This is a genomic window from Sphingobium sp. (assembly GCF_035511395.1).
GTDB lineage: Bacteria > Pseudomonadota > Alphaproteobacteria > Sphingomonadales > Sphingomonadaceae > Sphingobium.
Map to the genome: position 1 here is coordinate 1 of NZ_DATKFP010000211.1, position 25,697 is coordinate 25,697.

18 protein-coding genes and 1 pseudogene are annotated in these 25,697 nt (G+C 65.2%); 11 read left to right on the forward strand and 8 right to left on the reverse strand.

Annotated elements, in window-relative coordinates:
• On the forward strand, nucleotides 1-637 hold a 637-nt coding region (locus tag VMR39_RS14635; protein ID WP_325416720.1), incomplete at its 5' end, for a M23 family metallopeptidase.
• A gap of 9 nt (nucleotides 638-646) precedes the next feature.
• Here the strand turns inward: VMR39_RS14635 and VMR39_RS14640 are convergent.
• Nucleotides 647-1,189 carry a hypothetical protein gene (locus tag VMR39_RS14640; RefSeq protein ID WP_325416721.1) on the reverse strand — a complete coding sequence of 181 codons (543 nt, stop codon included), beginning with the start codon at nucleotides 1,187-1,189 and terminating at the stop codon, nucleotides 647-649.
• Nucleotides 1,190-1,582: 393 nt separating this feature from the next.
• On the opposite strand from VMR39_RS14640, the gene VMR39_RS14645 reads away from it, so the two are divergent.
• Nucleotides 1,583-4,624, forward strand: coding sequence for a TonB-dependent receptor domain-containing protein (locus VMR39_RS14645; RefSeq protein ID WP_325416722.1), 3,042 nt, complete (start codon nucleotides 1,583-1,585; stop codon nucleotides 4,622-4,624).
• A gap of 82 nt (nucleotides 4,625-4,706) precedes the next feature.
• Here the strand turns inward: VMR39_RS14645 and VMR39_RS14650 are convergent, their stop codons facing one another.
• The gene (locus tag VMR39_RS14650; protein ID WP_325416723.1) at nucleotides 4,707-5,735 is read right to left on the reverse strand and encodes a hypothetical protein; all 1,029 of its coding nucleotides are present in this window, start codon (nucleotides 5,733-5,735) and stop codon (nucleotides 4,707-4,709) included.
• 118 nt (nucleotides 5,736-5,853) lie between these two features.
• Here VMR39_RS14650 and VMR39_RS14655 point away from each other — a divergent pair, with 118 nt between their 5' ends.
• Together VMR39_RS14655 and VMR39_RS14660 are read left to right on the forward strand one after the other, a co-directional pair.
• Nucleotides 5,854-7,125, forward strand: a complete 1,272-nt coding sequence (locus tag VMR39_RS14655; protein ID WP_325416735.1) for an aspartyl/asparaginyl beta-hydroxylase domain-containing protein — start codon at nucleotides 5,854-5,856, stop codon at nucleotides 7,123-7,125.
• Nucleotides 7,126-7,225: 100 nt separating this feature from the next.
• On the forward strand, nucleotides 7,226-7,435 hold the full coding sequence (locus VMR39_RS14660) for a hypothetical protein (RefSeq protein WP_325416736.1): 210 nt from the start codon (nucleotides 7,226-7,228) through the stop codon (nucleotides 7,433-7,435).
• A 66-nt stretch (nucleotides 7,436-7,501) separates the two neighbouring features.
• Here VMR39_RS14660 and clpB read toward each other — a convergent pair whose 3' ends face one another.
• Together clpB and VMR39_RS14670 are read right to left on the reverse strand one after the other, a co-directional pair.
• Nucleotides 7,502-10,081 carry an ATP-dependent chaperone ClpB gene (clpB, locus tag VMR39_RS14665; protein ID WP_325416724.1) on the reverse strand — a complete coding sequence of 860 codons (2,580 nt, stop codon included), beginning with the start codon at nucleotides 10,079-10,081 and terminating at the stop codon, nucleotides 7,502-7,504.
• 74 nt (nucleotides 10,082-10,155) lie between these two features.
• Nucleotides 10,156-11,805, reverse strand: coding sequence for a M28 family metallopeptidase (locus tag VMR39_RS14670; RefSeq protein ID WP_325416725.1), 1,650 nt, complete (start codon nucleotides 11,803-11,805; stop codon nucleotides 10,156-10,158).
• A gap of 165 nt (nucleotides 11,806-11,970) precedes the next feature.
• Here VMR39_RS14670 and VMR39_RS14675 point away from each other — a divergent pair, with 165 nt between their 5' ends.
• From VMR39_RS14675 to VMR39_RS14705, 7 genes are all read left to right on the forward strand, one after another.
• Nucleotides 11,971-14,868: a pitrilysin family protein gene (locus VMR39_RS14675; RefSeq protein ID WP_325416726.1), complete on the forward strand. Its 2,898-nt coding sequence runs from the start codon at nucleotides 11,971-11,973 to the stop codon at nucleotides 14,866-14,868.
• 23 nt (nucleotides 14,869-14,891) lie between these two features.
• Entirely contained in the window at nucleotides 14,892-15,194 is a 303-nt protein-coding gene (locus VMR39_RS14680; protein WP_325416727.1) for a hypothetical protein, read from the forward strand.
• A 266-nt stretch (nucleotides 15,195-15,460) separates the two neighbouring features.
• On the forward strand, nucleotides 15,461-15,910 hold the full coding sequence (locus VMR39_RS14685) for a MarR family winged helix-turn-helix transcriptional regulator (RefSeq protein WP_325416728.1): 450 nt from the start codon (nucleotides 15,461-15,463) through the stop codon (nucleotides 15,908-15,910).
• On the forward strand, nucleotides 15,907-17,973 hold the full coding sequence (locus tag VMR39_RS14690; RefSeq protein ID WP_414712521.1) for an FUSC family protein: 2,067 nt from the start codon (nucleotides 15,907-15,909) through the stop codon (nucleotides 17,971-17,973). Before VMR39_RS14685 ends, VMR39_RS14690 begins: the two co-directional genes overlap by 4 nt.
• Nucleotides 17,970-18,185 (forward strand): DUF1656 domain-containing protein, encoded by a 216-nt coding sequence (locus VMR39_RS14695; RefSeq protein WP_325416729.1) that lies wholly within the window; start codon nucleotides 17,970-17,972, stop codon nucleotides 18,183-18,185. Before VMR39_RS14690 ends, VMR39_RS14695 begins: the two co-directional genes overlap by 4 nt.
• Nucleotides 18,182-19,084, forward strand: coding sequence for an efflux RND transporter periplasmic adaptor subunit (locus VMR39_RS14700; RefSeq protein ID WP_325416730.1), 903 nt, complete (start codon nucleotides 18,182-18,184; stop codon nucleotides 19,082-19,084). The genes VMR39_RS14695 and VMR39_RS14700 overlap by 4 nt, the downstream gene beginning before the upstream one ends.
• Nucleotides 19,077-20,516 (forward strand): efflux transporter outer membrane subunit, encoded by a 1,440-nt coding sequence (locus VMR39_RS14705; protein WP_325416731.1) that lies wholly within the window; start codon nucleotides 19,077-19,079, stop codon nucleotides 20,514-20,516. The genes VMR39_RS14700 and VMR39_RS14705 overlap by 8 nt, the downstream gene beginning before the upstream one ends.
• Here VMR39_RS14705 and VMR39_RS14710 read toward each other — a convergent pair.
• The 4 genes and pseudogenes from VMR39_RS14710 to VMR39_RS14725 form a co-directional block, all read right to left on the reverse strand.
• Nucleotides 20,475-21,434 carry a glycoside hydrolase family 43 protein gene (locus VMR39_RS14710; protein WP_325416732.1) on the reverse strand — a complete coding sequence of 320 codons (960 nt, stop codon included), beginning with the start codon at nucleotides 21,432-21,434 and terminating at the stop codon, nucleotides 20,475-20,477. The genes VMR39_RS14705 and VMR39_RS14710 overlap by 42 nt on opposite strands.
• Nucleotides 21,431-22,639 (reverse strand): glycosyl hydrolase 53 family protein, encoded by a 1,209-nt coding sequence (locus VMR39_RS14715; RefSeq protein WP_325416733.1) that lies wholly within the window; start codon nucleotides 22,637-22,639, stop codon nucleotides 21,431-21,433. The genes VMR39_RS14710 and VMR39_RS14715 overlap by 4 nt, the downstream gene beginning before the upstream one ends.
• Nucleotides 22,636-25,035, reverse strand: a complete 2,400-nt coding sequence (locus VMR39_RS14720) for a beta-galactosidase (RefSeq protein WP_325416734.1) — start codon at nucleotides 25,033-25,035, stop codon at nucleotides 22,636-22,638. The genes VMR39_RS14715 and VMR39_RS14720 overlap by 4 nt, the downstream gene beginning before the upstream one ends.
• A gap of 90 nt (nucleotides 25,036-25,125) precedes the next feature.
• Nucleotides 25,126-25,697: pseudogene (locus VMR39_RS14725) on the reverse strand (SDR family oxidoreductase); the annotation flags it as partial.

The following is a 25,697-nucleotide window of genomic DNA, read 5'->3' on the forward strand; positions in this document are numbered from 1 at the left end:
GATCGCTTTCGATCGGGACGCGAAGCCCAGCGCCCATCTGGCGGCGCGGCTGACCGATGGCCGGACGATCGACCGGCAACTGGCGATCGCGCCGCGCGACTGGCGGATCGAGCGCATCAATGCGCCGATGCGCCCGACCAGGAGCAGCGAGGCCTTCATGGCGCTGCGCCTGCCCGAACTGGACGCGATCGAGAACGCCCGGAAGATGGTGACGGACGCGCAGGGATGGCGCCAGCATTTCATCTGGCCGCGTACCGGCCGGATTTCCGGCCTGTTCGGATCGCAGCGCATCTATCAGGGGCAGCCGGGCGCCTATCATGGCGGCGTCGACATCGCCGGGGCGACGGGTACGCCGGTGGTTGCGCCGGCGGATGGCGTCGTGATCCTGGCTGCGGCGGACAAGCCCTTCACGCTGGAGGGGCATCTGCTGATGATCGACCATGGCCATGGTCTCAACAGCGCCTTCCTGCACCTGTCGCGGATCGACGTGAAGCCGGGGGACCATGTCCGCCAGGGCCAGCAGATCGGGGCCATCGGTGCGACCGGCCGCGCGACCGGCCCGCATCTTCACTGGGGCATGAAATGGAACGCGGCGCGGATCGACCCGCTGCTGATCGCCGGGCCGATGCCGCAGTAACCGGGGCGATCAGCCGACCCGCTTCATCCGCACGGCCCGGCCGCCCTCGACCTTGCCCATATAGCTGCCCATGGCGGCGCGGCGAATCTCGATCGTCTGGCCGACCTTTGGTTCGCGTCCCGTGACGGCCTCCGTCGTCATCCATTGCGCGCCGTCTTCCAGCACGATCTGCCACTTGCCATAGCCCATGCCGCGCAGCGAAGCGATCTTCGCTTCGATATGGCTGAAGCCTTCCTCTTCCTTGACCTCTTCCTTGTCCTCGCCGTCACCCAGGAAAGGCAGCTTGGGGAAGGCGAAGCCGAACAGCGTCTTGCGCGTCTTCTTGAGTTCGCTCTTATCCAGAACGACCACTTCGTCGCGCTGCGAGGCGATTTCCATCGCGCCGACCTGCTGGTCGAAGCAGGCCAGCCGCTGGGCGTTGTCCGCAATGGCTCGGCACTGGAGCAGATTCGTGAAGATTTCGGGCTTGGGCTGCTGCTTGGGCGCAGCTGCGGCCTGACCGGCCAGAAGGTACAATGGAATCGCCAGCAACACGCCAATCCTGCCGTTCATTTCCACATTCTCCTTCGCCCCTGACCGGTGTCGGCCATTAGCATGCACCCGTCGGAAGCAAGGTCAACAGCGGCGTTGCCCGTTCGCCGGCCGCCGGGCGAGCCACAATCATTCCCCTTGGCCGCGAATGTTTGCATTAATGCTACAGTGATTTGTAAATCCATGAAATAATCTTGCAACACGATCGTAAAACAGCGGGGTTCGGGCCTTGTTGCATTTATGATACAGCCGCATCCAAAAGCGGCATTTCGGCTTTTCCCGCGCTTTACAGCGCCCTGAAGCCCGCGCAGGTTCCCGCAATCCATATGGGGGGACGCTGTCGGGCACCATTCCCTTCATATGCGAAAAGCTAATGGCATTTACGTGCCAAACTCCAGAGCAAGGGACTGGACAGTGAAGACATTTTCGAAAAGGGCACTTTTGCGTGCCAGCGCCGCTCCGGCGATCCTGAGCGCGTCGCTGATCGCGACGGCTGCGTTCGCGCAGGACGCGCCGCAGGGCGCGGAAGCCGACGCCGGCGACACCATCATCGTTACGGGTTCGCTGATCCGCAATCCGAACCTTGAGCGTTCGACCCCGGTCACCGCGACCACGTCCGACCAGATCGAACTGAAGCAGAACAACACTGCCGAAGACATTCTGCGCGAAATTCCGGGTATCGTTCCCAGCATCGGTTCGGCGGTCAACAACGGCAATGGCGGCGCCTCGTTCGTCAACCTGCGTGGCCTCGGTTCGAACCGCAACATCGTCCTGCTCGACGGCGATCGTCTGGTCCCGGCCGAACTGAACGGCCGCTTCGACCTTAACAACGTTCCCGTCGCCCTGATCGAGCGCGTCGACGTGCTGACCGGTGGCGCATCGACCACCTACGGCGCCGATGCCATCTCGGGCGTCGTGAACTTCGTCACCAAGTCGGACTTCTCCGGCCTCGAAGGCACGATTTCGAACCAGATCACCGAGGAAGGCGACGGCAATTATTTCCGCGCCGACGTCACGATGGGCGCCAACTTCGACGATGGCAAGGGTAACGCCGTCTTCTCGATCGGCTACCAGCAGTCGGACCCGGTCTACCAGGGCGGCCGCGACTATTCGGTCGATAACATCGACTCCTACAGCGGCGCCATCGGCGGTTCGGGCACGTCCACCCCGTCGCGCTTCAGCAACACCAACCCGTCGGGCACCGCAACCGGCAATGGTACGCGTCAGGTGACTGCCGATGGCACCGCCTTCCGTTCCGGCACCGCGTTCGACGCCTATAACTTCAACCCCTTCAACGTCTTCCAGACGCCGTTCGAACGCTTCAACATGTTCGGTGCGGCGCGCTATGAAGTCAGCGACGCGGTCGAAGCCTATACCCGCGGCATCTTCTCGAAGAACACCGTCAAGACCATCATCGCTCCGTCGGGCGCATTTGGTATTGCCGTCCAGGTTCCACTGAGCAATCCTTATCTGACGACAGCCCAGCGCAACGCTTTCTGCCAGCAAAACATTGCGACGGCTGCGCAGATCGCTCAGGGAACCTACATCCCGCGCTTCACCCAGGCGCAGTGCGATGCCGCTGCAACTGCGCAGCCGACGCTCGCCGACGGCACGGTGAACCCTGCTTATAAGGAAGTCACGACTGCTCTGTCGCGTCGTTCCACCGAACTCGGACCGCGTGTCTCGGAATTCACCACCACCTTCTTCGACTATAAGCTCGGCTTCCGTGGCGGCATCACCGACACGATCAGCTGGGACGTGTCGGGCGCCTATGGCGAAAGCGAACAGACCCAGACCCAGCAGGGTTACTGGCTGAACTCGCGCGTCCGTCAGGCGCTGCTCGCGACCAACACCACCGACTGCCTCGACACGTCGAACGGTTGCGTCCCGCTGAACGTCTTCGGCCCCGATGGCTCGATCACGCCGGAAATGAACGCGTTCCTGAACGCCAACAGCCAGGTCGTCACCAAGACCTCGCTGGCGCAGGCCAATGCGACCATCAACGGCGATTTCGGCTGGTCGGCCCCCTGGGCGAGCGACGCGGTCGCTTTCGCCATCGGTGGCGAGTATCGCAAGTACACCGCTTCGCAGGAATCGGACCTTCTCTCGCAGTCGGGTGATCTCGGCGGCGCCGGCGGTGCGGCTCCGAACATCGCGGGCGGCTATGACGTCTATGAAGCCTTCGGCGAACTCGTTCTGCCGCTGGTTCAGGACAAGCCCTTCTTCCAGGATCTGACCCTGGAAACCGGCATCCGCTACTCGAAGTACAGCGTCGACGCGCCCAGCAACCCGTCCTACAAGACGACCACCTGGAAGGCTGGCGGTAGCTGGACCCCGGTCGAAGGCTTCAAGATCCGCGGTAATTATGCGCACGCCGTTCGCGCGCCCAACATTGCCGAATTGTTCAATCCGGTGAACACGCTGCTGACCAACCTCGGCACCGATCCCTGCTCGGGCAATGGGCCGCTTCTCGACGCCAACCTTGCTGCGGTCTGCATCGCTCAGGGCGCTCCGGCCTCGACCATCGGTGCGATCACCAACGATCCGGCCGGTCAGGTCAACTACACCGGTGGTGGCAACCTGGATCTGAAGCCTGAAAAGTCGAACAGCTGGACCATCGGTGCTGTCTTCCAGCCCCAGGCCCTGCGCGGTTTCTCGGCGACGATCGACTACTACAACATCAAGATCACCGACGCGATCACCTCGCCCACGCCGGGCGACGCCGTCGCGGCGTGCTTCGACAACATCACCGCGTCCAGCGCGACGAATCCGGCCTGTACCGCGATCCGCCGTAACCCGCTGACCGGCGAACTGTTCGGTGAAGCGCTGACGACCCCTGGTCTGTCGCTGGTGACCTCGAACCTGGGCAAGCTCAGCACCGACGGTGTCGACTTCTCGGTCAACTACCAGAAGGACGTCGGCTTCGCTAACCTGGCCCTCAGCCTGACCGGCAACTGGACCAACAGCTCGAAGTTCCAGGCGACGTCGGCGTCGATCAACCGCGAATGCGTTGGCTACTACTCGGTCAACTGCGCTTCGATCCAGCCCAAGTGGCAGTTCTCGCAGCGCACCACGCTGGGCTTCGAGAGCTTCGATATCTCGCTGCTGTGGCGCTATATCGACACCGTGAAGTTCGAACCCCAGCAGCTGGCTGACGATCTGGCCGCTGCGGTCGACGCGGGTTGCGAAGATCCGAACGGTGCCGACCCCGATGGCTGCATGGTCGATCCGGAATTCCGCAAGATCAAGGCGGAGCATTATTTCGACCTGACCGGCCGCTTCCATGTGTCGGATGAGATCACCATCACGCTGACGGCGCAGAACCTGTTCAACAACAAGCCGAAGGTTGTTGGTAACACGATCGGTTCGACCAGCTACAACAGCGGTAACGTCTATCCGTCGACCTACGACGCGCTGGGCCGCCGCTACGCGATCGCCGCGAAGTTCCGCTTCTGATCGGCAATCAGGCTTAGGCAAAAAAGAGGGGCCGGTGGAAACACCGGCCCCTCCTTTCATGTCTGGCCGAAGGAGAGGAAGTTCAGCCGAGCAACGCGCGAGGCAGTGTCATGGGAATGCCCGCGTTGGCGGCGAGCACACCTGCCCAGTGCATGACCTGGCCGACCTCTTCCCCATGGGTTCTGCGATCGCTTTGCGCCTGGCGGGCACGCTGGCCCCCGGCAAATTCAGCGCCACTCTTGGCGTCGCGGGCGAAGACCGGACCGGTGACGATCGCCTCTATCATCGCCTCGTCCATCACCAGCCCGAACAGCCGCGTAAGCGTCGTCAGACACTCCTGCGGTCGTGCGACCAACGTCTCGCTGTCGAGCGTCGCCACCCGTTCGCCCAGTTGCTCGGTCAGCATCGTGAACTGCCGTTGCTGCGCCAGCCAGCCGACCGCTGCGACCTGAATATCGGTCAGGCCGAGATACTGGTCCGGCTCGATACCCACCGGCGCCAGCATCCCCTCCAGCATCAATTTCTGGAACAGGTCGCGGACCCAGAGCCGCCCCCACATGCCCTTGCGGGCGATCGAGGCGAGATACATGTCGAGCGGCGCGTGCAGCAGCAAGGCGCACGCCTGTGGTCGCAGCCCCATGATGCCGGGGATCAGCGGATTGACGATGTTGGATGGCTTGATCACCATTGCCTCGCCAGGGCTGAACGGTCGTGCCAGCAAGCGCATCCCCTCATCCAGCACCCGCGCGACGTCAGGCCCCTTGGCACCACGATGCCGCCAGCCGATCAGGTCGTTGAGTAGCACCGGTTCCTTGAGGCCCATGGCAATGCCGGGAATGTCGAAGGCTGCGGCGAGCAAGGTCGAGCAGCAATAGGCCGAATGAAAGACGAAATGAATCGGTCCGGGCGTGGAAGCCTGGGCCATGGCGTCGGCGCGACGCAGGATCAGGGGCTGGCCGTCCTGACCCAGATACTCCTCGGTCAGGAAGGGAATCTGCGCATGGCGCGCACGCGAAACCGCCCGCATATGAAAGGAGTCATGGCCAGGATCATAGCGGTGGGCGAGCCATTCAGGATTCGTCATGACGTCGCGGAGGGAAGGGGCGCTCATGACCGCCAGCCTTCGCATGACCGCCCCGGCTGTACAAGGTCGGGGGATTTCACGCCCTTGCCAAGGCACCATCCTCTGATAGCCTGTCGGTTCAAAGGCTGGGGACTTTATGAATGTGATGGTAGGACGGTTGTTGCAACAGGCGGTCGAGGCGCGGCGGCAGGGCCGTCCCGCAGAGGCCGAACATGCGCTCAGTGAAGCGCTCAAGAGCCAGCCCGGCGAACCGCAGGCACTCAACCTGCTAGGCTTGATTGCGCTGGATCGCCACGATTTCGGCGCAGCGCACGGATATTTCCTGAAAGCGGCGCAGGCCGACCCCAAGGAAGCGGCACTGTGGATGAATGTCGCCTCCGCTGCGCGGGGATTGCTGGATGCGGAGGGAGAACGCCACGCCCTCTTGCAGGCGATCGCGATCGATCAGCGCAACTTCATGGCCCAGATGCGCCTCGCACAGTTGCAGCAGCGCCTGAAAGAGGCGCAGGCTGCGGCCGACAGTTGGGGCAAGGTGCTGGCGATGGCCGCTGCTATGGGGGACATTCCTCCCGCGCTCGCCGCCACGCTGGACGAAGGTCGCGCGTTCGTCCGCGATCATAATGCCCGCTTCGCAGCCTTCGTCGAAGCGGGCGTCGCGGATCGGCTGGGAACGGTCGATATGGTCGCGCGTCGCCGCTTTCAGGCGTGCCTTGATCATGAATTCGGGCGGCGTTCGCTTTACCAGAACCAGTGCTCCGGTCTGCATTATCCCTTTCTGCCGGCCGACGAGTTCTTCGACCGGCGGCATTTCCCCTGGATGGCGCAACTGGAGGCGCAGACCGACGCGATCCGCGCCGAGTTCCTGGCGCTGGTGGATAAGGAGGGCGCCAGCGTGCGTCCCTATGTGCGGCAGGATGCCGGTACGCCGGGCAACAAATGGACGGCGCTCGACGGATCGCTCGACTGGGGTGCGGCTTTCCTTTGGGAATATGGGGTACGCAACGAAGCGGTCTGCACTGCCTGCCCGCAGACGGTCGCCGCGCTGGAAGCCCTGCCACGCGCCGATATTCCTGGGCGAGCGCCCTCCGCATTCTTCTCGCTGCTCAAGCCCGGAAGCCACATTCCGGCCCATACTGGCGTTACCAACACCCGTGCCATCATCCATCTGCCGCTGATCGTTCCGCCGGGCTGTTCCTTCCGGGTGGGCGGCGAAACCAGGGCTTGGGAAGAAGGCAAGGCCTTCGCCTTCGACGACACGATAGACCATGAGGCCTGGAACGACAGCGATCATTTGCGCGTCGTGCTGATTTTCGACGTGTGGAATCCGCATTTGTCACTTGAAGAGCAGCAATTATTGAAGCAATTCTATGCCACGGCCGATGCCAGCAAGACGAAGGACGTCCCGGCGAGCATCTGATCGACGGCAGGATCGCGATCATCGCGTTCGCCGCCTTTCTGGGAGACCTCAAGTGCGTGTTTTGAAGGCAGTAATCGCGTCCAGCCTGTTCGCCATCGCCATGCCTGCGCTGGCAGAGGACAAACCGAAGCTGGATCGTAACGATCCCAACGCGGTGCGTTGCAAGCGGTTCGACGTTATCGGTTCCCTGGTAAAGAAGGAGCGCGTCTGCAAGACCAATGCGGAATGGCGTGCGATCAGCGAGCAGCAGAATAGGGATGCTGACGATCTCATCAGCCGCAGCCGTGCAGGCATGAATCCCAACGGTTGAAAATCTGGCCGGCTTTCGCGGAAGCCTGAAAAAGACCCGCCACGATATGTGGCGGGTCTTTCTCGTTCACGCGACGTTGAGCTTCAACGCCCCATCGCCATCCTCGACCCGGACGGTCGATCCATCGGGCACTTCGCCCCGCAGGATCAGGTCCGCCAGCGGATCCTGAAGGTAACGCTGCACCGCCCGCTTCAACGGCCGCGCGCCATAGACTGGATCATAGCCGACCCGACCCAGCCACGCCCGCGCGCCTTCGGTCAGGTCTAGGGCGATCTTGCGGTCCTTCAGCAGCTTGCCGATGCGCGCGACCTGGATGTCGACGATCGGCGCCATGTGGCTCGCACCCAGACGGTGGAACAGGATCACCTCGTCCAGACGGTTGAGGAATTCCGGCCGGAAATGGGCGCGGACGATATCCATCACCTGATCCTCGACCTTCTCCACCGGCTCATCGTCGCCAAGCCCGGCGATATATTGGCTACCGAGATTCGATGTCAGCACGATGATCGTGTTGGTGAAGTCGACGGTGCGGCCCTGTCCATCGGTCAGGCGGCCGTCGTCCAGCACCTGGAGCAGGATGTTGAACACGTCTCCGTGCGCCTTCTCGACCTCGTCGAACAGCACGACCTGATAGGGGCGACGTCGGACGGCTTCGGTGAGCACGCCGCCTTCCTCATAGCCGACATAGCCCGGAGGCGCGCCGATCAGCCGCGCGACGCTATGCTTCTCCATGAACTCGCTCATGTCGATGCGCACCATCGCGCTGTCGTCGTCGAACAGGAAGCCGGCCAACGCCTTGGTCAGTTCGGTCTTGCCGACGCCTGTGGGGCCGAGGAACAGGAAGGAGCCGAGCGGCCGGTTCGGATCCTGTAGACCCGCGCGCGACCGGCGCACGGCGGTCGACACGGCCTTGACCGCGTCGGCCTGACCGATGACGCGCTGGCCCAGCACCGTTTCCATGGCGAGCAGCTTTTCGCGCTCGCCCTCCATCATCCGGTCGACCGGGATGCCGGTCCACTTCGATACGACGGCGGCTATGTCCTCGCTCGTCACTTCCTCACGCAGCATCGCGCCGGCCGACGCGGTCTGCGCTTCCTCCAGCTGCTTTTCGAGCGCGGGGATGGTGCCATATTGCAGCTCGCCCGCCTTGCCATATTCGCCGGCCCGCTGTGCCTGGTCGAGCTGGATGCGCGCGGCGTCCAATTGCTCCTTCAGCCTGGCTTCGCCCGCGATCTTGTCCTTTTCCGCTTGCCAGCGGGTGGTGAGTTCGGCGGACTGTTCTTCCAGATTGGCGAGATCGGCTTCCAGGTTGGCGAGGCGGTCCTTCGACGCGGTGTCGCTTTCCTTCTTCAGTGCCTCGCGCTCGATCTGGAGCTGCATGATCCTACGGTCGAGATTTTCGATCTCCTCCGGCTTGCTCTCCACCTCCATGCGGATGCGCGATGCGGCCTCGTCCATCAGGTCGATCGCCTTATCGGGCAGGAAGCGGTCAGTGATATAGCGGTTGGAAAGGGTCGCAGCGCTGACGATCGCGGCATCGGCGATGCGGACGCCATGATGCGCCTCATATTTTTCCTTGATGCCCCGCAGGATGGAGATGGTATCCTCCACCGTCGGTTCGCCGACGAACACGGGCTGGAACCGCCGCTGGAGCGCCGGATCCTTCTCCACATATTTGCGATATTCGTCGAGCGTGGTCGCGCCGATGCAATGCAGCTCGCCTCGCGCCAGCGCGGGCTTGAGCAGGTTGCCGGCATCCATCGCGCCTTCCGACTTGCCCGCGCCGATCAGCGTGTGCATCTCGTCGATGAAGAGGACGATCTGGCCGTCCGCGCCCTTCACCTCGTCCAGCACGCCTTTCAGCCGCTCCTCGAACTCGCCACGATATTTCGCGCCGGCGATCAGGCTGCCCATGTCGAGCGCCATCAGCGTGCGGTCCTTCAGCGTGTCGGGCACGTCGCCATTGGCGATGCGCAGCGCAAGACCTTCGGCGATGGCGGTCTTGCCGACGCCGGGCTCGCCGATCAGCACGGGATTATTCTTGGTGCGGCGGGCAAGGATCTGGATGGTACGGCGTATTTCCTCATCGCGGCCGATGACCGGGTCGAGCTTGCCGTCGCGCGCGGCCGCGGTCAGGTCGCGGGCGAATTTCTTGAGCGCATCATAGCGATCCTCCGCGCCTGCGGTGTCGGCGGTACGGCCGCCGCGCAGAGTGTTGATCGCGGCATTCAACGTCTCGGACTTCACGCCCGCCGCTGCCAACGCCTTGCCCGCCGCCGTGGTGGTGGCGAGGGTCAGCGCGAGCAGCAGCCGTTCGACCGTGACGAAGCTGTCGCCCGCCTTGGCCGCGACCTGTTCGGCGCTGTCGAGTACGCGCACGACGTCATTGTCGAGGCCCGGCGTCTGCTGCGCGCCGCTGCCCGATACGGACGGCACCTTCGCCAGCGCCGCATCGGTTTCGCGCAACGCCACGGCTGCATCGCCGCCCGCCGCCTTGATCAAGCCGGACGCCATGCCCTGCTGGTCCTCCAGCAGCGCCTTCAGCAGATGTTCCGGGCTGATCCGCTGATGGCTCATGCGGATCGCCACGGTTTGCGCCGACTGGAGAAAGCCCTTGGCGCGGTCGGTGAATTTTTCGAGGTTCATGACATCCCACTCAAATTAGATGCAGGCGATGTAGTGTTGCTCAAAAACCACACAAGGGGCGATGCGTGATTTCGTTATTTCGTTGCCTTGGCAGCATCCGGCGCGAACAGGTCGCCAAAGAAATCCTTCGCGAACCATTGGGGCGGGGTGTCGCCATCGGCCATGGCGCGAGTGATGCGGTAATTGGCCTCGGCAAAGCGGGCACCTGTTTTCCAGTCAATCTTCTGCATCATGTCGTCGCCCGGATGATGATAGGCGCCGCCCAGAAACTCGCCCCACGCCTTTTCGCCGCCATTGGCATAGCCGGTGGCGAGGAAGACGGCGGGAACGCCTTGCTTCACGAACATATAATGGTCGGAACGGACGAAGATCGTTTCCTGCGGCATCGGATCGGGGGAGAGCTTTACGCCCATCGGTGCTACCGCCTTGGCAACGATCGGTCCCAGCGTCGAATGGTCAGCGCCGAAGGCGATGAGGTCGGTGAAGGGATAGAGCAGCAGCGGCATGTCGAGGTCGACATTGCCGACGATCTGCTTCACCGGAACGGCGGGATGACGGGCGAAATAGTCCGCGCCGAGCAGCCCCTTCTCCTCGCCGGTGGACGCGAGGAAGATGATCGAGCGGCGCGGCTTGTCCGGGGACTGCGCCATGGCGCGCGCGACTTCCAGCATGGTCGCGATGCCCGCGCCATTGTCCAGCGCGCCATTGTTGATCCCGTCCTTATCTGCCGGATCGCCGGGTTTCGCCGGGCTGATACCGATATGGTCGAGATGGGCGGACAGGACGACATACTCATCCTTCAGCTTGGGATCGCTGCCGGGCAGGATGGCGACGACATTGGGGCTGATGACGCGCTCGCTGACGGTGTCCGCCTTGATCGTCACGCTCGTCTTGAGCGCGAAGCCCCTGGGCTCGCCGCCTGCCTTGTCGGCCATCTTGCGGATGGCGGCGATGGTCGTGGGCGCGCCGGCGAACACGGCTTCGGCTGCCGGATCGCTGAGCGCGGCGGAGGCGCGCAGTCCCGGCGCGGCGTTGAAGGGGACGCCTTCGGGCGAGACCCAGGTGAAATCGGGTTCGTCGGCGAACTGCACCATGCGCGTCCAGGGGCGGGCCTTCATCGACTGGATGGTACCGAGCGACAACATGCCGATCGCGCCATGCGCTTCGGCCACCTTGCCCTTGGTCGCGGACAGATGCGCGCCTTCTTCGCTCGGCAGTCCCTTGGGATAGCCGCGCAGGGTGACGACGATCTTTCCCTTCACATCAAGACCGGCATAGTCGTCCAGGCCGAGGCGCTTGTTCTCCAGACCATAGCCCACGAAGACCAGCGGCGCGGTCACGTCCAGATGCGGTTCGGCGGCGTTGATGCCGACGATGACGTCACCGGCATGGGTGAAGCTCTTTGCGCCACCCGCGCCCGTGACGGTCAGCGTGGCGGGCGTCTTGCCGAATTCGGTTTTCTGGAAGGTGATGCGCTGGAGCCAGCCATCCTTGTCGCCTGCGGACTTGAGGCCGAGGCCGTCGAACTGGCTGGCGACATAGCGGGCGGCGATCTCATGCCCTTCGCTGCCGGTGTCGCGGCCCTTGAGCAGGTCGTCGGCGAGAAATTCGACATGGGCGCGCACGGCGGCGGGTGTGAAGACGGGGTCGACCGCCGATTGGGCCGACAGGGCGGCAGGGATCACTAGGGCGGAGGCGGCAGCCAGCAGGGCCAGGCGTTTCATGGAGGAAGGGACTTTCTGAACAGGAAATTATAGCGACAGGATTGCCGTCCCGCAGAAGGTCTGTCCACCCTTTGCGTATTGCGCGCCTATCACGCCTCGCTATGGTGCAGGCCATCGCGGCGCGTTCGTCGCCGCTTGGTCCGTAGCTCCTGCCAGAGGCCTTTCATGACCCTTTCCTCCCTGTCCCGCCGGCTGCCCCTGCTGATCGGCCTGTCCTCTGTCGCGCTGTCTGCGCTTGCCCTGATGCCTGCGACCCAGGCCATCGCACAGAGTGCCACCGCGAGCGTCGCGCCCGCGCCGCTGTCCAGCCTCGTGTCGAAGGTCGACATTCCCTATGAGGAATTCCGCCTCCCCAACGGGCTGCGGGTGATCGTGCATACCGACCGCAAGGCGCCGGTAGTGGCGGTGTCGATCTGGTATCATGTCGGCTCGCGCTTCGAACCGGCGGGCAAGACCGGCTTTGCCCATCTGTTCGAACATCTGATGTTCTATGGCTCCGAAAATGCCGATGGTCCCTTCTTCGGGCGGCTGGAGGATATCGGCGCGACCGACTGGAACGGCACGACGTGGTTCGACCGCACCAATTATTTCGAGACGGTGCCGACCGGCGCGCTCGACCGGGCGCTGTTCCTGGAATCGGATCGCATGGGCCATCTGCTGGGCGCCGTCACCCAGACGAAGCTCGATACCCAGCGCGGCGTCGTGCAGAACGAAAAGCGCATGGGCGAGAACGAGCCTTATGGCCTGGTCGAATATGCCCAGCTGGCGGCACTGATGCCCGAAGGCCATCCCTATCGCCACTCGACCATCGGATCGATGGCGGACCTGAACGGCGCGAGCCTCGCTGACGTCCAGAGCTGGTTCAAGACCCATTATGGCCCGAACAACGCCGTGCTGGTGCTGGCAGGCGATATCGACGTCGCGACCGCCAAGGCGAAGGTCGGCAAATGGTTCGGCAACATCCCCGCCGGTCCCGCCCCCAAGGATGTGGACGCGACCGTCCCGACCCTGGCCAAGGATGCCGAGGTGACGATGCACGACAATGTCGCCTCAACCCGCCTCTATCGCAACTGGGTGGTACCGGGCGTCAATTCGGCTGATTTGCAACAGCTCGACCTCGCCATGACCGTCTTCGGCGGCCTCGGTTCCTCGCGGCTCGACAATGCGCTGGTGCGTGACGAGAAGGTGGCGGTCAGCGTCAAGGCCAGCATCCAGCCCTTCGAGAAGCTGAGCCTGGCCGAAATCACCGTCGACGTGAAGCCGGGTGCGGACCCGGTAGCGGTGGGCAAGCGGCTTGACCAGCTGCTCGCCGATTATCTCGCCAAGGGACCGACCGCCGACGAAGTGCTGCGCGCCGCGACACAGCAGGCATCGGGCACGATTTCGGGTCTGGAAAAGGTCGGTGGTTTCTCCGGCAAGGCGGTGACGCTGGCCGAGGGCGCGGTCTATTCCGACGATCCGGGCAAGTATAAGAAGGATCTGGCCGTCTATGCCGGCGCGACGCCGCAGAGCGTGGCGGCGACGGCGCGCAAATGGCTCGGTCGGCCGGTGCTGCGCCTGACGGTCGCGCCGGGCGAGCGGAGCGCGGCGGACAATGCGCTGGCGGGTAATGCGAAAGATGGGGGAGCCGGGCACAAGCCCGCCTTCTTCCGCAATCCCGACGCTCCGGCACCTGCTGCGGCTACGCCGCCCGCGCCGACGAAGATCGCCGAGCCGCCGATCGAGCCGGTCAAGGATCTGGATTTCCCCGATGTCGAGCATGCGACGTTGAAGAACGGCATCAAGGTCGTGTTCGCGCAGCGCACCGCGGTACCGACGGTGCGCGTCTCGGTCGCCTTCGACGCGGGTAACGCGGCCGACGACCGGGCGAAGCTGGGGACGGCGGGCCTTACCACCGCACTGCTGGACGAAGGTACCACGACCCGGTCGTCGGTGCAGATCGCCGAGGAACAGGAGCGGCTGGGCGCATCGATCAGCGCGAGCAACAGCATGGACCGCACCAATGTCGGCCTGTTTGCGCTCAAGCCCAATCTTGACGCGTCGCTGGGCCTGCTGGCCGACGTGATCCGCAACCCCGCCTTCGCGCCCGCCGAGGTGGAGCGCCTGCGCGGGCAGGTACTGACCCGGATCAAGGCCGAGAAGACCGAGCCGATGGCGATCGCCCAGCGCATGCTGCCGCCGCTGCTCTATGGGCAGGCGCATCCCTATGGCATCCCCTTCACCGGTTCCGGCACGGAAAGTGGCGTCAAGGCGGTGACGCGGGCGGACCTGACCGCGTTCCATGACAAGTGGATGCGACCGGACAATGCGACCATCTTCGTCGCGGGCGACACGACGCTGACCGAATTGCTGCCGCTGCTGGAAAAGCGCTTCGGCGACTGGAAGGCGCCATCGGTGGCGAAGGGCGCCAAGCTGTTCCGCATGGACCGGATGATGCGCCCGTCGCGGATCATCCTGATCGACAAGCCGCAAAGCCCGCAGTCGCTGATCCTGGGCGGCCTGCTGACCAACAAGGCGGGGACCGACAATCCGGTCACGCTGCTGACCGCCAACGAAGTGCTGGGTGGCAGCACCACCTCGCGCCTGACCATGGACCTGCGCGAAACGAAGGGCTGGGCCTATGGTGCAGGTACGGCGCTGCCAGGCGTCCGGGAAACCATCCCGTTGCTGGTCTACGCGCCGGTCCAGACCGACAAGACCGGGGAATCGATCGTCGCCGCGCGGCAGGACATCAAGGAGTATCTGACGACCAAGGGCACGACCGAGGCGGAACGCAACCAGACGATCAACAGCCAGATCCTCTCTCTGCCCGGCAGTTTCGAGACATCGTCCGACCTGCTGAGCGCGATGATGCGCAACGCCCTGATCGGCCGAGCCGACGATTATTACGAGACGCTGCCCAAGGTCTACCGCGCCATGACCGCGGCGGACTTCGACACGGCGGCGCGGGAGGCGATCAACCCCGATCGGCTGGTCTGGGTCGTGGTGGGCGATGCGAAACTGGTGCGGCCGCAGCTTGACGCGGTGGGCCTGCCGGTGGAAATGGGCACATTGGCTGATTGACGCCAACGTAAAGGAGAATGGATATGGCAGCAGTGGATGGCGCCTATGATTGCGTGGCGAAGACCCCGATGGGCGACCAGAAGGGCGTGTTCACCGTCATCAGCAGCGGCGATCGCTTCAACGGCACCTTCGCCGGCATGATGGGATCGCTCGACGTGGTCGACGGCAAGGTCGACGGCGCGAAGCTGACTTGGAAGATGGAAATGACCATGCCCATGCCGATGACGCTGGAATGCGAAGCCGAAGTGGCGGGCGACGCCATCACCGGCACGATGCAACTGGGCGCGTTCGGCGCGTCAGCCTTCAACGGCACGCGTCGGGCCTAGAGTGATTTCGAGCCAGATGGAATCATCTGGCGACTCGGAAATCACGGAAAACGAATAAATCCTGGGGGACGAGGTTCCCAATCTCCGTTCGTTTCGAGCGAAGTCGAGAAACATGAAGTGGTAGCGCTCCGCTTCTCGACTTCACTCGGAGCGAACGGCCTCATGATCTCCCCGGCGGATCCGATTGCAGCTTTTGCAAACAGGACAGCAAAATAGGCAATCAGCAGCAATATTGATAAATTCCATTAGTTAGCTATCTAATGGATATGCCCATCACAGAGTCGAAGCGCCTCCTCGCGCATAAAATGGCCCCGGTCGCCCGGAGCTGGCGGCAACTGGCCGACAGCGCGTTGGCGGAGTTCGGCGTGTCCAACAGCGCGGGATGGTGCCTGATCCATATCGATCGCATGGGCGCTGACGTGCGTCAGGCGGAACTCGCCGAATCGCTCGACATCAGCCAGCCCTCGCTGGTCCGCACGCTCGACCAGTTGCAGGCGGCGGGACTGATCGGCCGATCGCCTCATCCCGACGACAAGCGCTCCAACATCATCGCCCTGACCCCGACGGGCAAGGAACTGGTGGGCCAGATCGAGGAGCGGCTGGGCGAGATGCGCGCCGACCTGCTGCGCGATGTCCCCGACGAAGCGATCGAGATCATGGTCGAACTGCTCGACCTGCTCGCGCGGCGCATCGCCGAACGGCGGAGCCAGATGTGACGCTGCGCGCCACCAGCGAGAAGTTCGGCCTCCCCGCCGCGCTCTTTTCCCTGAAATGCCTGGCAGCGGCCATGCTGGCGCTGTTCGTGGCGTTCAGCATCGGGCTGGAACGTCCCTATTGGGCGTTCCTGACCAGCTATATCGTCGCCCAGCCCATGGCCGGCGCGGTGATTTCCAAGGCGCTGTTCCGCATCATCGGCACGTTCGCCGGCGCCATGTTCGCCGTCGCGATCGTGCCGCCGCTGGTGAATTCGCCCGAACTGCTGTCGCTCGCCATGGCGTCTTGGCTGTGTCTGTGCTGCTTCGTGTCGCTGCTCGACCGCACGCCGCGCTCCTACATGTTCGTGCTGGCGGGCTATACCGCCTGTCTGATCGTCTTTCCCGACGTCGACACGCCCCAGACCATTTTCACCGTGGCCTCGCTGCGCGTGCAGGAGATTTTGATCGGCATCCTGTCGGGCAGCCTGGTCCATGGCGTCATCCTGCCCGGATCGATCACCGGCGTGCTGCTGGGTCGGGTCGATACGATCCTGCGCGATGCCGAGCGCTGGTCGCGCGATGCCATTGCGGTGGAGCCGGTGGCGGGCCTCGACGCAGAACGTCGCCGGCTGGCGCAGGACGTGACCGAACTGCACCAGATGTCGGCGCATCTGCCCTTCGACATCAGCCGCCTTGCGCCGCGCGTGCGAACAGTGCGGGCCTTGCAGGATCAACTGTCGATGCTGTTGCCGCTGGGCGCGGCGGTGGAGGACCGGCTGGCCGAACTGAAGGCTGCCAATGACGGGATGGTGCCACCGCAGGTCGAGGCGCTGATCGCCGATATCCGCCAGTGGCTGGAGACGCCCGCGCCGGACAATGCCACCCGCGCCACGTTGACCCAGGCGTTGATCGATCGCTGCCACGCGCTGGAGCCGGCGGCGAGCGCCGACATGGGCTGGCGTGAGATGATGCGGCTCAGCCTGTATGCGCGGCTTGCGTCCCTGATCGCGGTGCATCGCGACTGCCGCGACCTGGCCGACCAGATGGGCACGCACAGCCGTGCCGCGGTGACGCCGCGCGTCGCCGAACTGCTGGAAGGGCGGCGCAATCGTGAGATGCATCGGGACTATGGCGGGGCGCTGCGGGGGGCCTTCGCCGCCTTCATGACGGTGGCGGTCGGTTGCGCCCTGTGGATCGGCAGCGGGTGGAAGGATGGCGGCACGGCGGTGATGCTGGCAGGCGTCTTCCTGGCGCTGTTCGCCGCCGTCGACAATCCGCTGGCGCCGCTCAAGGGCTTCATGATCGGCACGATCGCCGCCTCGGCGTTGGGGGCCGTCTATGGCTATGCGATCATGCCCCGGCTGGACGGTTTCGGGATGCTGGCGCTGGCCTATGCGCCCATGCTGCTGCTGCTGGGCGCGATGATGGCGTCGCCCCGCTGGATGGGGATCGCGCTGCCGACCCTGCTCGGCCTTGGCAGCCCGGTGTTGCTGTCGGATCATTATGTCAGTGCCTTCGGCTCCTATATCAACGGCGCGGTAGCGCAGATCGTCGGCATCTGGTTCGCGATCATCATGGCAGGCCTGTTCCAGTCGGCAGGGGTCGAGCGCGCGATCCGCCGGACGATCCGTGCGGGCTGGGCCGATATCGCCAATCGTGCGACATTGATGTCGCCGCCGGACGTGCGCGGCTGGATCAACCGGATGCTCGATCGCATCGCCCTGCTCGCCCCGCGCCTCGCCGCCACGCGGCGGGACAGCGGAAAGCCGCTCTACGACGCGCTGCGCGACCTGCGCACGGGCGTGGCGATCGGCGAACTGCGGCAATTGCGGCTCGACCTGCCGGTGCAGGAGGGCGGTCGCCTCGCCACTGTATTGCAGGGGGTCAGCAGCCATTATCGTCGGCTCGATCCCGATGCGCCACAGCCCGCCGAACCCGCGCTGCTGAACGATATCGATGCGGCGATCGACGATCTGGCAGCCAATCCTCGCCCGTCGATCCGCCGTGAGGCGGTGCTGGGCCTCGTCAGCCTGCGCCGCAACCTGTTCCCGGACGCAGAAGGCTATCGGAGGGCCATCGCATGACCGGAGAGATTGCCTTTGGCGGTATCTTCATCCCCACGCTTTTGCTGCTGGCGCTCGTCGCGCTGATCCTGGCCTGGGCCGTGACCCGGCTGATCGGCGCGGCAGGGCTCTACCGCTTCCTCGCCTATCGCGCGGCCGTCGACCTCAGCATCTTCGTGCTGATCCTCGGTGGCCTCGCCATCCTCGTCCCCACCCTTGGAATCCGTCTATGAACCGCCTCACTACTGTGCTGATCCGCAGCGCCGCCACCATCATCCTCGTCGTCGCCGCAACTGCGGTCGCGATCTGGATGTGGAATCATTATGAGGGCAGCCCCTGGACCCGCGACGGGCGGGTGCGCGCCGACGTGGTGCGGGTGACGCCGGACATCAGCGGCCTCGTCACCTCGGTCGCGGTGCGGGATAACCAGCTGGTGAAGGCGGGCGACCTGCTCTTCGTCATCGACACGCCGCGCTATTCCATGGCGCTGGAGGAAGCAAATGCCCGGATCGCGAGCGCGCAGGCGACGTTGGGACAGGCACGGCGCGAGGCACGGCGCGACACGGCGCTGGGCGATCTGGTCGCGGCGGAAACGCATGAGCAGAATCTCGCCAAGGTCGAAACCGCACAGGCGGCGCTGGCCGAAGCCTATAGCGGGCGCGATGCGGCTGCGCTGAACCTCAAGCGCACGAAGATTCTCGCGTCGGTGAACGGCGTCGTGACCAATCTGGACCTGCATCCGGGCGACTATGTCGGCGCGGGGAGCCAGGCGATGGCGCTGATCGACAGCGATTCCCTGCGCGTCGAAGGCTATTTCGAGGAAACCAAGCTGCCGCTGATCTGCATCGGCGCGCCGGTGACGGTGCGGCTGATGGGTGAAGCGCAGGATGTGCACGGCCGGGTCGAAAGCATCGCCTATGGCATCAACGACGATAGCAGGAGCAATTCGGGCAATCTGCTGCCTTCGGTCGAACCGACCTTCTCCTGGGTGCGGCTGGCCCAGCGTATTCCCGTGCGGGTGAAACTGGAGAAGGTGCCGGCGGGGCTGCGCCTCATCTCCGGCCGCACCGCAACGGTGACGGTGCAGCCGGCGGCCAGGGACGCCAGGCCGGGGGAATGCCGCCATGGCTAAGCGCGTCTACGCGCCGCTGCTGGCGCTGAGCCTTGCCGCCTGTGCGACTGCCGGGCCGGACTATCGCCCGCCCGAACAGTCGGCGGCGACCACGCCGGGGGCGACAGGCGCCTTCCATTCGGCCCAAGGCGGACAATTTTCGCAAGGCGAGCTACCCGACCATTGGTGGCGGCTCTATGCCAACCCGCAACTGGACATGCTGGTCGAGCAGGCGCTGACCGCCAATGCCGACCTGCGCGCGGCCAACGCCAATCTGGAAAAGGCGCAGGCTGTGCTGCAAGAAGCGCAGGCGGGGCGGGACATCACGACATCGGTGAGCGGCGGCGAGACGATTGCGCGCGCGTCGGGCGTGTCGCAGCATCTGCCGGGGTCGGTGCGTTATGATCTGGGGCTGGCTGCCTCCTATCCGCTGGACCTCAACGGCCGGATCAAGCGCGCGATCGAGGCGAGCGGCGCCGATGTCGAGGCGGTGACGGCGGCGCGCGACTATGTGCGCGTCAGCGTGGCGGCGGCGACGGCGCAAGCCTATGCGCAGGTGTGCGCGGCCAATTACAACCTCACCATCAACCGCAAGGTCGTGGCTTTGCAGCGCGACACGCTGGATGCGACCCGGCGGCTGGCCAAGGGTGGGCGCGGCACCGCCTTCGACGTCAGCCGGGCGCAGGCGGCGGTGGACTCGAGCGAGGCGGCGCTGCCCGGCTTTGCGGCGCAGCGGCAGAATGCGCTGTATGTGCTGGCGACATTGCTGGGTCGCGCGCCCGCCGATTATCCGCGCGAGGTGGAAAGTTGCGCGGCGTTACCAACGCTGGGCCAGCCCTTGCCGGTGGGCGATGGCGCGGCGCTGATCCGGCGCCGGCCCGATATCCGTCAGGCCGAACGCACGATTGCGGGCGATACGGCGCGGCTGGGTGTGGCGACGGCGGACCTCTATCCGCAGGTCAGCATCGGCGGTTCGGTGGGCCTTGCCGGACCGCTCAAGGATTTCGGATCGGGATCGGCCTTCGGCTTCAGCCTGGGTCCGCTGCTCAGTTGGAGCTTCCCTAACCGGCCGGTAGTCCGCGCGCGAATCGCGCAGGCCGATGCGCAGGTGAAGGCGGACCTTGCCGGCTTCGACGCATCGGTGCTGGAAGCGCTGCGCCAGACCGAGACGGCGCTGGAAAGCTATCGCCGCAATGCCGAGCAGTCCGCCGCGCTCGACCGGGCACGCGACAGCGCAGGCGTGTCGGCGGGCCAGGCCGGCAAGCTGTTCCGCTTCGGGCGGGGGGATTTCCTCTCGCTGCTCGATGCACAGCGGAGTCTTGCCAGCGCGGAGGCCTCCGCCGCCGCTGCGCGGGCGCAATTGGTGCAGGACCAGATCGCCATCTTCCTGGCGCTGGGCGGAGGGTGGTCTTCAGGCGATGGCGTCGACCAGAGCGCGGGGAACGCGCAATAATGACCCGTGGCGCGCGCCCGCCGGCATGGTGAGGCGCGCGCTCACATCTTCCCATGTCGCCATGTCGCGGGTCATGGCCGCGCCCCAGCGGCCTTCCTTGTAGACGTCATAATAGCAGATCAGCGCGTCGCCCACTTGCGCCGTCATTGGCCCTTCGACCCATGGTAGGGAGAAGGGCTTCGACAGCGGGCCGAAGGGGCCGGTCGGGCTGTCGGCCTTGGCGACCTGAAGCCATTTGCGGGGCGGTTCGACCGTCTCATCCTTGACGATCAGGTAGAGTTGTTTGTCGGGGCCGTGGGCGAAAGTGCCATCGATGACGCTGAAGCCGGGGTCGTAGAGCGGTTCCGGCTTCGAGAAGCTCTCGAAATCGGTCGTGCTGCATCGCCAGAGCCGGTGATTATAGGCGGACTCCGATGTGCCCGCCGTTTCGGTGAAGCGGCCGGTGACGGTGCTGGACCAGAAAATCTCGGTGCGGCCGGATCGCGGATCGCGGACCGCTTCGGGCGCCCAGCAATTGCGGGTGCCCGGCACGTCCTGCATCACCGGGATCGCCTTTTGCGCGGACCAGTGGATGAGGTCGGTGCTGGTCGCATGGCCGATGGTCACGCCTTCCCAGGCGGTGGTCCAGAGCAGGTGATAGCGCTTCCCGTCATGGAAGAGGAAGGGATCGCGCAGCAGCTTCTTCTCGCCGACTTGCGGGATGAGCAGACTGCGCCCGCCCGCCAGCGTGCGGAAGGCGAAACCGTCGTCGCTGACGGCGAGTTTCAGGCCATCAGCCTCGCCCTTCTTCCCCGTGGTGAAATAGGCGAAGACCAGCGGGTCGTCCCGGCGCGCGGTGCGGGCGGCGGCGCAGGCGGCGAGGGTGAGCGCGCCCAGGCCCAAGGAACCAAGCCCAAGCGTGAAGTCGCGGCGTCTCATTGATAGTCCTTCGCCATTTGGCCGTAGAGGTCGAGCAGCGGGTTGGCGACATAGTCGCCGCCATGGCCCATGGGTCCGGTCGGTTCGGGCTTGGATGCGGGCCGTGCGGTAGCGAGACCCCCGGGCGCTTCGGCGCTGTTGAGGCCTTGGGAGATCAGGTCGGGTTTTGCCCCTTCGCCCGCATTTTTCCCGTCGAGGTCGAAGATCGCCTCCTGATGGCGGAAGGGTTCCCAGATGAATGTGCCCCAGCCATGCTCGCCGGGCAGCGCGTGGACGAGGTCGTTGATATAGCGTTTGCGGCTGGAATATTCGGCGACCAGCAGCCCCTTGTCGGGATAGCGTTTCACGAACTCGCGGAACGTCGTTTCCCAATCGCCCTGCGCGCGCTGCTGGTAGCAGGAGAAGCCGATCACGTCGAAATCGACCTTGCGGGCGACCAGCGCGTCGGTCCATTCGCGCACGATCGGCCAGTGGCGGCCGAGATGATTGTGCAGCTGGATGGCGATGGCGGGTTCGGCGCAGCGCGCGCCCGCTATCCCTGCGCGCAGCAGGCTGGCGAAATTGTCGAAACCGCCCACCTCACCGACTTTCGCATGATTGGCGTCGGTCACGGGATTGCCGGTCGGGGTAGACAGCTTAACCCGGCCATGCGGCCACAGGATGCCGAAGGTGGTTTCATTGCCGATCACCGCCATGTCGACCGGCGCGCCGCCCGCGCGCATCGCGACCAGCGTGTCATGGGTATGGGCCTCGACGGCTTTGGCCAGTTGGGGTAGGTCGTAACCGGCCCATGCGGCAGGCACGCCCTGATGCTCCGGGTCGGCCCATGTGTCGCTATAATGGAAGCTGAGGACGAGATAGAGGCCCGCCTCGCGAATGCGGCGGCCGAGCCTGATCGTCTGGTCGAGGCCCGCCCATGCCTTGCCGGGTTCGCGCTTCGAGTAGCCCTTGGCCGGATCGACGAAGATGCGCAGGCGGATGGCGTTGAAACCGGCGTCGCGCAGGAGGGCGATCGGGTCTTTTCGTTCGCCCTTGACGAAATAGCGCGCGCCGGCGGCTTCGTCCTCCGGCACCCAGCTGATGTCCGCGCCGATGAGGAAGGGGCCGGGGCGCGCGCCCGTCTTCCTGGGCGCGGCGAGGGCGGGATGGGCGAGCATCGGTAGCGTGGCAAGGCCGAAGGCGGCGCGGCGGGTCAGCTTGGTCATGCGCGATGCTCCAGTTCGGGGACGAGGCGGAGGGTGAGGAGGCGGGCGACCTGATCGCCCTTGGGCAATTTGGCGCGGGCCTTGTCATCCAGATAGATGGGCGCATCGGCGCGCAGCGGCAGGATGGTGAGCGTCCAGGGCTTGCCGAGCCGGTCGGCGAAGCGCTTGAGGCCGATGCGCCAGACGCGGCCGTCCCAATAGGCGTCGTCCAGCATGTCGGTGCCGTCGAAGATCCGCCCGATATCGCCGCGCCAGTCGATTTCGAGGAAGGCGTCGCCTTGTTTCACCGCATCGGCGGGCAGGGTAAAGGTGAAGGCGGCGGCGGCCTTGTGCGCTTCGGGCAGCGGCTGCATCGCAGCCCTGGCGGGGCCGCCGACGGCGATGGGCGGGGCTTCGCCCGCTTCGCGCGTCTGGGTGAAAGCGATGGTGGTGGCGGCCGGGCCTTTGACGGTGGCGCTCGCGGCCGGGCCGGGGAGGATGCGCCAGTCGAATCGGGCCTTGCCGCGCTGGCGCAGGATCAGGCCGTCGGGCGCGAAGATTGTGTCGGCGGAGGTCAGGACGAGGCGGCGCTGGCCCTTGATGTCGCCGACCCAGAGATTTTGCAGCGATGCCTGATCCAGCAGGAGCAGGCGGACGCGGCGGCCTTCCGCGCTGGTGACGGTCAAAATCCGGTCGGGCGAGGGCGGCACCTGCACGATGACGCGGCCCTCTTCCGCGCGGGAAGAGGCGGATACGCGCGTGCCGGTGGGGAAAGCGAGTTCGACCGCGCCGGGTAATGTGGCGGCGAGGATGTGGATAGGGCCGTCCCCAGGATCCTTGCTGTCCTCGATGCGCGTGACCGGCTGGGCGGTCGCCCAGCTCATTGTCACGCCGTCGAGGTCCATGTTGATCGGCCAGAAGAAGCTGGCGCCCGGCGCGATCGTGACGGGGCGGGAGGGCAGGGTGACGCTGCCGCCCGGCAACTGCACGGTGAAGCGCGTGCCGGGATGGGCGAGCGTTTCATATTGGCGGACATGGTTGTTGACGAAGAGGAAGCCACTGTCGCCTTTGCTGCGGACGGCCCAGCGCAGGGTCTTGAGGTCATTCTTGTCGGCCGGCAGCGTCGCTGGCGCATGGACGGCCATGGGCGCGAGTTGCTCGCCATAATGGCCAAGGAAATAATGGAGCGGGCGCAGCGCGGCGTTAACCGGGTTCACTTCGCCATATTGGCCGATCGGCGCCTGAAAATCATAGGCGATGACCGGGCAGTCATTATAGCCGCCCGACCGCTGGGTTTCCTCCAGGGTGCGGCCCTGCGCCAGCGGGTTCGCGCCGCCATGGAACATATAATAGCCGAGTAGATTGACGCCCGAACCGACCTGCGTGGTGACGGCGGCAGCGACATCGGCGGGTTCCAGCAGCGGGCGGCGGCGATACATGACAGGCACGCCGCCGCCATATTCCGCGCCAAGGAAGGGCGTATCAGCCATGTCGCTGTCGGCGTCCCCCCGGCGATTGTTGCGCGTCTGCGCACCAAGGTCGCCGCTCACCCGGCTGTCGAAGCGGAAGAGATAATTTTCCTTGGGCGGCAGCGCGGTCGTCTTCGCCGACCAGGGTTCGTCGGGATAGCCGCCATGGACGGGTACGACTTCGCCCTTGGGATAGAGGGTCTGGTCCCAGCCGGTGACGGTGTAGAGCGGCACGTCATAGCCGATCTTCTGCGCCAGCACTTTCAGCGCCGCGATATGGCCGCGGCCCTGCGCGGGACCGTCGAGATTATATTCATTCTCGACCTGCATGCCGACGATCGGGCCGCCATCCTTCCAGAACAGCCCCTTCACCTGATCGTGCAGGCTGCGCCAGAAGCGGTCCACCTCCGCCATATAGGCCGGGTCGTTGCTGCGCGGGCGGGTGCCGGCGACGATCCAGTCGGGGATGCCGCCAAAGCGCGCCTCGGCGTGGCCCCAGGGGCCGGGGCGCAGGAAGAAGAGCAGGCCGTGCTTCTGGCAGAGGCTGACGAAGCGGCGGATATCGCGGTCGCCGGTCCAGTCGATGTGGCCGGGCGACAGTTCGACATGGTTCCAGAGGATATAGCTGGCGACGATGGTGACGCCTGCCGCCTTCATCTTGAGCAGTTCCTCTTCCCAATATTGGCTGGGGAAGCGGGTGAAATGAAACTCGCCCATGACCGGGAGCCAGGGGCGGTCGTTGCGGGTCAGATAGAGGTTGGTGATGCCGAGGCGGCCGTGCGGGCCGGTGCCGCTGCCCATGTGGAGATGGCCCGACTTGAGCGGCAGGCCGGGCTTGCTGGCGTCGAGGCTGGCCGGGATTTGGGTGGCGGCGCGGCCGGGGAGGGCGAGACCCAGTGTCGCGAGGCCGGTGGCGGCAAGCGCGGATCGACGGTCGATTTCGGGCATTGGTCCTCCTCTCCTGATGGGGATGGGAGGGTTTGTCCCTCCTCTCGGCAATATGTGCTCCTGCTTCCGCAGGAGCACGGCGCATTCAGTTCAGCGTGCGAGCCATCCGCCGTCCACGGCCAGGGTATGGCCATGGATATAGCCCGCAGCACTGGAGGAGAGGAAAACGGCCGCCCCGCCAATGTCGCTGGGATCGCCCCAGCGCCCGGCCGGGATGCGCTCCTGGATCTGGCGGTTGCGGGTCTCGTCGGCCTGCAAGGCAGCGGTGTTGTTGGTCGCGATGTAGCCCGGCGCGATCGCGTTGACGTTGACGCCCCTGGCCGCCCACTCGTTGGCCAGCAGCTTGGTCAGGCCCGCGACGCCGCTCTTGGACGCGGTGTAGCTCGGCACCCGGATGCCGCCCTGGAAGGAGAGGAGCGAGGCGATATTGACGATCTTGCCGCTGCCCTGGGCCAGCATGTGGCGACCGGCCGCCTGGCAGAGGAAGAAGGTGGTTTTCAGGTTCGTGTCGATCACCGCGTCCAGTCTTCCTCGGTGAAGTCGACGCTGTCGGCTCTACGGATGATGCCGGCATTGTTGATCAGGATGTCGAGGCCGCCGAGCTTCTCAAGCGTCTCGTCGATGACGCGCTGGACCGGCTCGATGCTGCTGAGGTCGGCGGA

What these genes read in the sequence shown, in the direction of transcription:
- VMR39_RS14695 (WP_325416729.1), top strand. Translation starts at nt 17,970, where the DNA reads ATGACCGGAGAGATTGCCTTTGGCGGTATCTTCATCCCCACGCTTTTG.
- VMR39_RS14705 (WP_325416731.1), top strand. Translation starts at nt 19,077, where the DNA reads ATGGCTAAGCGCGTCTACGCGCCGCTGCTGGCGCTGAGCCTTGCCGCC.
- VMR39_RS14675 (WP_325416726.1), top strand. Translation starts at nt 11,971, where the DNA reads ATGACCCTTTCCTCCCTGTCCCGCCGGCTGCCCCTGCTGATCGGCCTG.
- VMR39_RS14700 (WP_325416730.1), top strand. Translation starts at nt 18,182, where the DNA reads ATGAACCGCCTCACTACTGTGCTGATCCGCAGCGCCGCCACCATCATC.
- VMR39_RS14720 (WP_325416734.1), bottom strand. Translation starts at nt 25,035, where the DNA reads ATGCCCGAAATCGACCGTCGATCCGCGCTTGCCGCCACCGGCCTCGCG.
- VMR39_RS14660 (WP_325416736.1), top strand. Translation starts at nt 7,226, where the DNA reads ATGCCTGCGCTGGCAGAGGACAAACCGAAGCTGGATCGTAACGATCCC.
- VMR39_RS14680 (WP_325416727.1), top strand. Translation starts at nt 14,892, where the DNA reads ATGGCAGCAGTGGATGGCGCCTATGATTGCGTGGCGAAGACCCCGATG.
- VMR39_RS14650 (WP_325416723.1), bottom strand. Translation starts at nt 5,735, where the DNA reads ATGAGCGCCCCTTCCCTCCGCGACGTCATGACGAATCCTGAATGGCTC.
- VMR39_RS14710 (WP_325416732.1), bottom strand. Translation starts at nt 21,434, where the DNA reads ATGAGACGCCGCGACTTCACGCTTGGGCTTGGTTCCTTGGGCCTGGGC.
- VMR39_RS14685 (WP_325416728.1), top strand. Translation starts at nt 15,461, where the DNA reads ATGCCCATCACAGAGTCGAAGCGCCTCCTCGCGCATAAAATGGCCCCG.
- VMR39_RS14715 (WP_325416733.1), bottom strand. Translation starts at nt 22,639, where the DNA reads ATGACCAAGCTGACCCGCCGCGCCGCCTTCGGCCTTGCCACGCTACCG.
- VMR39_RS14640 (WP_325416721.1), bottom strand. Translation starts at nt 1,189, where the DNA reads ATGAACGGCAGGATTGGCGTGTTGCTGGCGATTCCATTGTACCTTCTG.
- VMR39_RS14655 (WP_325416735.1), top strand. Translation starts at nt 5,854, where the DNA reads ATGGTAGGACGGTTGTTGCAACAGGCGGTCGAGGCGCGGCGGCAGGGC.
- VMR39_RS14670 (WP_325416725.1), bottom strand. Translation starts at nt 11,805, where the DNA reads ATGAAACGCCTGGCCCTGCTGGCTGCCGCCTCCGCCCTAGTGATCCCT.
- clpB (WP_325416724.1), bottom strand. Translation starts at nt 10,081, where the DNA reads ATGAACCTCGAAAAATTCACCGACCGCGCCAAGGGCTTTCTCCAGTCG.